At 49.6% G+C, this 5796-nt stretch carries 7 protein-coding genes; 4 read left to right on the top strand and 3 right to left on the bottom strand.

Annotated elements, in window-relative coordinates:
* The 3 genes from WBV27_RS10075 to aroE form a co-directional block, all read right to left on the bottom strand.
* A partial coding sequence (locus WBV27_RS10075; RefSeq protein ID WP_424201706.1) for an NAD(P)-binding domain-containing protein occupies nucleotides 1-307 on the bottom strand: 307 nt, incomplete at its 3' end.
* Complete coding sequence (locus WBV27_RS10070; protein WP_424201704.1) at nucleotides 291-821, bottom strand: shikimate kinase; 531 nt, start codon at nucleotides 819-821, stop codon at nucleotides 291-293. The genes WBV27_RS10075 and WBV27_RS10070, both read right to left, overlap by 17 nt.
* A gap of 18 nt (nucleotides 822-839) precedes the next feature.
* The gene (aroE, locus tag WBV27_RS10065) at nucleotides 840-1667 is read right to left on the bottom strand and encodes a shikimate dehydrogenase (protein WP_424201702.1); all 828 of its coding nucleotides are present in this window, start codon (nucleotides 1665-1667) and stop codon (nucleotides 840-842) included.
* Between the two features lie 456 nt (nucleotides 1668-2123).
* Between aroE and aroF the strand changes: the two genes are divergently transcribed.
* From aroF to WBV27_RS10045, 4 genes are all read left to right on the top strand, one after another.
* Nucleotides 2124-3149: a 3-deoxy-7-phosphoheptulonate synthase gene (gene aroF / locus WBV27_RS10060; protein WP_424201700.1), complete on the top strand. Its 1026-nt coding sequence runs from the start codon at nucleotides 2124-2126 to the stop codon at nucleotides 3147-3149.
* A gap of 50 nt (nucleotides 3150-3199) precedes the next feature.
* Nucleotides 3200-4273 carry a 3-dehydroquinate synthase gene (gene aroB / locus WBV27_RS10055; protein WP_424201698.1) on the top strand — a complete coding sequence of 358 codons (1074 nt, stop codon included), beginning with the start codon at nucleotides 3200-3202 and terminating at the stop codon, nucleotides 4271-4273.
* 59 nt (nucleotides 4274-4332) lie between these two features.
* Nucleotides 4333-5628 (top strand): 3-phosphoshikimate 1-carboxyvinyltransferase, encoded by a 1296-nt coding sequence (gene aroA / locus WBV27_RS10050; protein ID WP_424201696.1) that lies wholly within the window; start codon nucleotides 4333-4335, stop codon nucleotides 5626-5628.
* A partial coding sequence (locus tag WBV27_RS10045) for a chorismate synthase (protein WP_424201708.1) occupies nucleotides 5625-5796 on the top strand: 172 nt, incomplete at its 3' end. The genes aroA and WBV27_RS10045, both read left to right, overlap by 4 nt.

Here is a 5796-nt window from a genome sequence, read left to right as displayed (position 1 = left end):
TGACACCAGTCGCATCCGTCAGAATCGAGCCCGGCTTGAAATGTTGCTTATGGGTGACGATGAAGTCGTGCACCAGACGGGGATAGAGCGAAAAAATCACCAAATCGGATTGCGGCAGGATGTCTTTGCCATTCTGATAGCCCTCCTTGATGAGCTGTTGCGTTTTGGCTTTGTCCAGCGTCGCTTGGTCGGTGTCGATGCCGTAAAGATTGCGATAGCCGGCATCGTGAAGGGCCATCGCGAAAGAGCCACCGATTACGCCCAAGCCGACGATCGTGATGTTCAGCTCCTTATTGAGGGTTGTCATGGACGTCGCCTTCCTTTCCTGCTCCAATGTGGTGCGCAATGATTTCGGCGGCAAGTTCTTCCAACGGCTTGTCGTTCTTGACGACGAAATCCGCTGCATCTTGATAGAGGGTCTCGCGCTCGGCCTTCAACGCATAGATCCGTTCCAAACCATCCTTCAGCAGCGGACGATGGGAAACTTCGATATCATGCGTGATGTCTTCGACTGCCCGGTCGATGTAGTAGACTGTGCCGTTCTTTTTCAAGGACACGATGTTTTCGTTGCGTTTGACGACACCGCCGCCCGTGCTGACGATCGTATCCTCGAAATCGGCAATTTCCTTATAGGCATCCGACTCGATATTGCGGAAATAGTCCTCCCCGATTTGGAAGAGGTCGGTGATGCTTTTGCCGGTTTTCTCCTCAATGAAGGCATCCGAGTCGATGAAACGGTAACCGATTATATTGCTCAATAATTTGCCTAAAGTCGTCTTGCCTGCACCGGGCAGTCCGATCAGGATGATATTTTTTCCCAAATCTTTCACCTATTTCCGTTATGATGTTATTTTGTCGTAGATTTCTTGGTTCAATGTAAGCTCGAAAGGCCGTTCCAGCCAGATTTCCTGGGATTTGATGCCTTGATGCACCAACATTTCCAATCCGTTGCAGATTTTCAGGCCGGCTGTTTTTGCCAAGCGGAGGAATTCTGTTTCCTGCGGGTTGTAGATCAAATCGACGGCTGCACTGAAATGACGGATCACTTCCAAAGGGACCGCGCTGATGCCGATGTTGTCAGGGAACATGCCAAGCGGAGTCGTGTTGATGATCAGATCGCCTGAGATGTCTGCTATCTCTGCTATCTCTGCTATCTCATCATAACTCATCAAGGAGATGCGCGGATCTTCCGGAATATCAGTAAGAGCGCCTTTTTTTCGTGAAACGATGATAATGTTATTGATGCCATTATCCAGTAAATATAGAACGACTGCCTTGGCGGAACCGCCGAAACCCAAGACCATTGCCGTCTGGTTTTCGACTGCGATGCCGTGCGAAGCCAACATGGTGCCGAATCCGTAATAGTCGGTGTTGGCACCGTAGAGCTTGCCGTCTTTCACCTTGATTGTGTTGACTGCACCGATGCGCGTGGCTTCCTGGGTGATATCGTCCAAGTAAGGCATCACCGTCTGTTTATAGGGAATCGTCACGTTGACGCCGACAAACTGAAGTACGCGGATCCCTTCGATCGCCGCTTCCAACTCTTCAGGGGGCAATTCAATATGTTTATAACCGGCATTCATTCCGATCAGATCGAAAAAAGTCGAATGGATTCTTTCTGAATAACTGTGGCTCAGATGTTCGCCGAATAATCCGAAAAATTGCATCAGGTTTCACTCCTTTTAGGAAAGTGTAGATTATTGCCATGCAAATTTCAATACCCAGATTAAATTAAAAAAAAATTAAAAAAACTATTGCAATGATTAGAGTGTTTGTTATAATGATGGAAATCAGACGTTTTCATTATGAGTTCAGCTGATTAAATGATACACAAGAGAAGAGGTCATCCGATGGGTTCCACGCATGCTATCAATCTTTTACAAACAAACTTTTACTTTACATACTTTACATTCTGGGGCTTCTATTTTAGCGCTGGATATTTTGTTTGGAAAAAATTGCATAGAGCGAATATGAGAAACATCAGGGGATGCGAAAAATAGGTTGCAGGACGGATCGTCAGGCAACAGCATTTTTGGATAACGAAGCTTAACGCGGTGCTCATATGACATGGGCACCGCTTTTTATTTTTTTAAAAGCAAAAACAAAACTAGGAGGAACAAGACATGATCATCATTTTGAAGAAAACGGCTAAAATAGAGGAAATCAACGAGCTGACAAAACGCTTAACGGATAAAGGGGTCATCGTGAGCCCGGTAATCGGCGAAACAATGACTATTTTGGGATTGGTAGGGGACACTTCGAAAGTATCGATGGACACTATTCAGCAACATCACATCGTAGAACGCGTATTGAAAGTTCAGGAGCCTTACAAAAAGGCCAACCGCAAATTCCATCCGGATGATACGGTTGTCGAAATCGACGGCCAACGCATCGGTAACGGCTACTTCGGCGTGATTGCAGGTCCTTGTTCCGTTGAAGGCGAAGAACAGATAATCAGCATCGCACAACGCGCAAAAGCGGCAGGGGCTAACTTCCTCCGCGGTGGAGCTTTCAAACCGCGCACCTCCCCATACAGCTTCCAAGGTTTGGAATTGGAAGGCTTGCGTTTGTTGAAATTGGCGAAGGAAGCGACTGGCTTGCCGATCGTAACAGAATTGATGTCCACGAAATTCGTTGATGAGTTCGAAGCGGATGTCGATATGATCCAAATCGGCGCACGCAACATGCAGAATTTCGATCTATTGAAGGAAGTCGGCAAGACAAAGACGCCAGTCCTGTTGAAGCGCGGTCTGTCCGCAACTTACGAAGAATGGTTGATGTCTGCTGAATACATCATGTCCGAAGGGAACGAAAACGTCATCCTTTGCGAACGCGGCATCCGCACATTTGAAACGGAAACACGCAATACTTTGGATATCCAAGCCGTTCCGGTCATCCAAAAATTATCCCACTTGCCGATCATCATCGACCCAAGTCATGCCGGCGGTTCTGCTTACCTGGTGCCATCCATGTCCAAATCCGCAGTCATGTCCGGTGCGAACGGTCTGATGGTCGAAATCCACCACGATCCTGAGAACGCATGGAGCGATGGCCAACAGTGCCTGAACCCGAATGAGTTCGACGAGTTGATGGCTGTCGTAAAACAATTGATTGCCATTGAAGGAAAGCATTTGGATGCGGTAAAATAAAGGAAGCACTTTCCTTGATACAATACGAAATCTGAATGAGGAGTGAAACAATGGCTGAATTACATGTAGGACTCGGCAAAAACAGCTATACGATCCTGATCGAAAATGGCTTGCGCCACCGTCTTCCGGAAGAAATCAAAAACATATACAGCGGCAAGAAGATTGCCATCATCACAGACCATAACGTCAATGCGCATTATGGATCCCAGCTGGAGGAAGGGCTGCAGGCTGCCGGGTACGAAACGCTTGTGGTAGCCTTGCCGGCAGGTGAGCAGACGAAAGATTTCCAGATGCTGCCGCAGATTTATGACCAATTGTTGGATTTCCAACTGACCCGCAGTGAATTGATCATCGCCTTGGGTGGCGGCGTCATCGGGGACCTCGCAGGCTTTGCGGCTGCCAGCTTCCTGCGCGGCGTCCCATTCATCCAGATCCCGACTTCCTTGTTGGCTCAAGTCGACAGCAGCATCGGCGGCAAGGTCGGCGTCGATCTGGCAAGAGGGAAGAATCTGGTCGGGGCTTTCTATCAACCGAAGAAAGTGTTCATCGACCCGGAAATGTTGAACACGTTGTCGGACCACTTTTTCCGCGACGGTCTAGGGGAAGTCATCAAATACGGCTGCATCAAGGACGCCGAATTCTTCAGCTTCCTGCAGACGCTGCATACCCGCGAAGAGATGATGGCGCATATCGAACGGATCCTTTACACGTGCTGCGACATCAAGCGCAGAGTCGTGGAAGAGGACGAGAAGGATACCGGCGAACGGATGCTGCTCAATTTTGGCCACACGATTGCGCATGCTTTGGAAACCTACACCAATTATGCGAAATATTCGCATGGTGAAGCGGTGGCCATCGGGATGGTCGCGATCACACGCCTCGCTGAGAAAAAAGGTTTCACCAAACCAGGAACAGCAGCTGCGATCGAGGCAATGGCGAAACAAGTCGGACTGCCTACGGAACTGCACATCGAGGAAATTGATTTGGACAGTTTGCTGGCGATCATGACGTTGGACAAGAAGAATCTGGACGATCATCTGAAAGTCATCCTGTTGAAGGAAATCGGCATCAGCTACGTCCAGGATGAAACCATCGCCTTCTTTGATGAACTGGAGAACATGTAGAGCTATACTATAGAAGAAACTGAAGAAATAAAATTGAGGAAACAAACAGGAGGATTACCATGGATTTGACGATACAGCCACATAAGCTATCGGGAACAGTGACTGTCCCGCCTTCAAAGAGTTTGGCGCACCGTGCGGTCATCTGTGCCGCGCTATCCGACGGCACCTGCAAGATCGACAATATCGCGCTTTCGGATGACATCATCGCAACTACTGAGGCCATGAAGGCATTCGGAGCAGTCATCGAGCAGGATGGCAGCACTTTGACGATCACCGGCGCGGGCCAATACGTTACAGAAGCAAAAGCAGCTGGGGACGCAACGGCCGCTGAGCACCTGATCGACTGCAATGAGTCCGGTTCGACTTTGCGTTTTGTCGTACCGATCTCGACGCTTTTCCAAGGCGCGAGCCGCTTCATCGGCAGAGGGAATCTGGGCAAACGTCCATTGACCATCTTCTACGATATTTTCGAGGAACAAGGCATCTCCTACAAACCGACTGAAGGCGAACTTGATTTAGTCGTGGACGGAAACCTGAAACCGGGTCATTTCTCATTTCCTGGAAATGTCAGCTCGCAGTTCATCACGGGCCTTTTGTTCACGCTGCCGTTGTTGGGCGGAGACTCGGTCATCACGATCACGACGCCGCTTGAATCGATTGGCTATATCGATTTGACGCTGGATGTCATGAGCGCTTTCGGTGTGACCATCGAAAACGAAGGCCATCAGTTATTCCGGATTTCAGGCGGACAGTCATACAAGGCGACGGATTACCGCGTCGAAGGGGATTATTCCCAAGCGGCCTTCTTCCTTTGCGCTGACGCATTGGGCAACGACCTGTTGGTGGATGACCTGTCGATGGACTCGCTGCAGGGTGATCGCGCTGTCGTCTCCATTCTGGAAGCGATGGGCGTCTCTTTTGAACAGCAAGGCAACGGCCTGATCGGCACAGCAACAGATGGGCTGCACGGCACACTGATCGATGCGGCGCAATGCCCGGACATCATTCCGGTGGTCGCTTTGACGGCTTGCCTGAGCGAAGGCAGAACGGAAATCATCAACGCCGGCAGACTGCGCATCAAAGAATGCGATCGTCTGCAAGCGACGGCCAGCGAATTGAAGAAACTGGGCGCTGACATCGAAGAATTGCCGGAAGGCCTGTTGATCCATGGCGTCAAATCGCTGAAGGGTGGAGAAACGGTCTGGAGCTATAAGGACCACCGCATCGCGATGATGCTGGCGATCGCTGCGACAGTCTGCGAACAGCCGATCACGGTTACGGATGCCGAGTGCGTTTCAAAATCGTATCCGAATTTTTGGGAAGACTATAAAAATATAGGGGGTAAGATACAATGAGCGGTGTATTTGGGAATAAATTAAAGGTATCTATCTTCGGCGAATCACATGGTTCAGCAATCGGCGTCACCATCGACGGTCTGCCGCCAGGCCATGAGATCGATATGGATAACGTTCTTGAGGAAATGAAACGGAGAGCGCCAGGCCAAGGGGCTTTGTCGACGCCAA

The organism is Trichococcus sp., from assembly GCF_049589555.1.
Lineage (GTDB): Bacteria > Bacillota > Bacilli > Lactobacillales > Aerococcaceae > Trichococcus.
This window is presented reverse-complemented; position numbering and strand designations above follow the sequence as displayed.